Origin of the sequence: Paenibacillus sp. 2KB_22 (assembly GCF_052115745.1) — a bacterium.
GTDB lineage: Bacteria > Bacillota > Bacilli > Paenibacillales > Paenibacillaceae > Paenibacillus.
Genome location: NZ_JBFRHG010000052.1, coordinates 1 through 301 on the forward strand (window position 1 = coordinate 1; position 301 = coordinate 301).

Annotated in this window: 1 rRNA gene; it reads right to left on the minus strand. The window is 48.3% G+C overall.

The features are described 5' to 3' along the window. A 16S ribosomal RNA gene (locus AB4111_RS31290) occupies nt 1-247 on the minus strand; the annotation flags it as partial. Between the last annotated feature and the right edge of the window lie 54 nt (nt 248-301).

The following is a 301-nucleotide window of genomic DNA, read 5'->3' on the forward strand; positions in this document are numbered from 1 at the left end:
GCAGGCCCATCCCCAAGTGACAGATTGCTCCGTCTTTCCAGTTTCCTTCAGGCGAAGRAAACAACTATTCGGTATTAGCTACCGTTTCCGGTAGTTGTCCCAAACTTGAGGGCAGGTTGCCTACGTGTTACTCACCCGTCCGCCGCTAACCATCAGAGAAGCAAGCTTCTCTTCAAGTCCGCTCGACTTGCATGTATTAGGCATGCCGCCAGCGTTCGTCCTGAGCCAGGATCAAACTCTCCAATAAAGTATTGAAAAGAGCGATAAGCTCATTTTGAATCTGACGAGATTAAAAATCTCA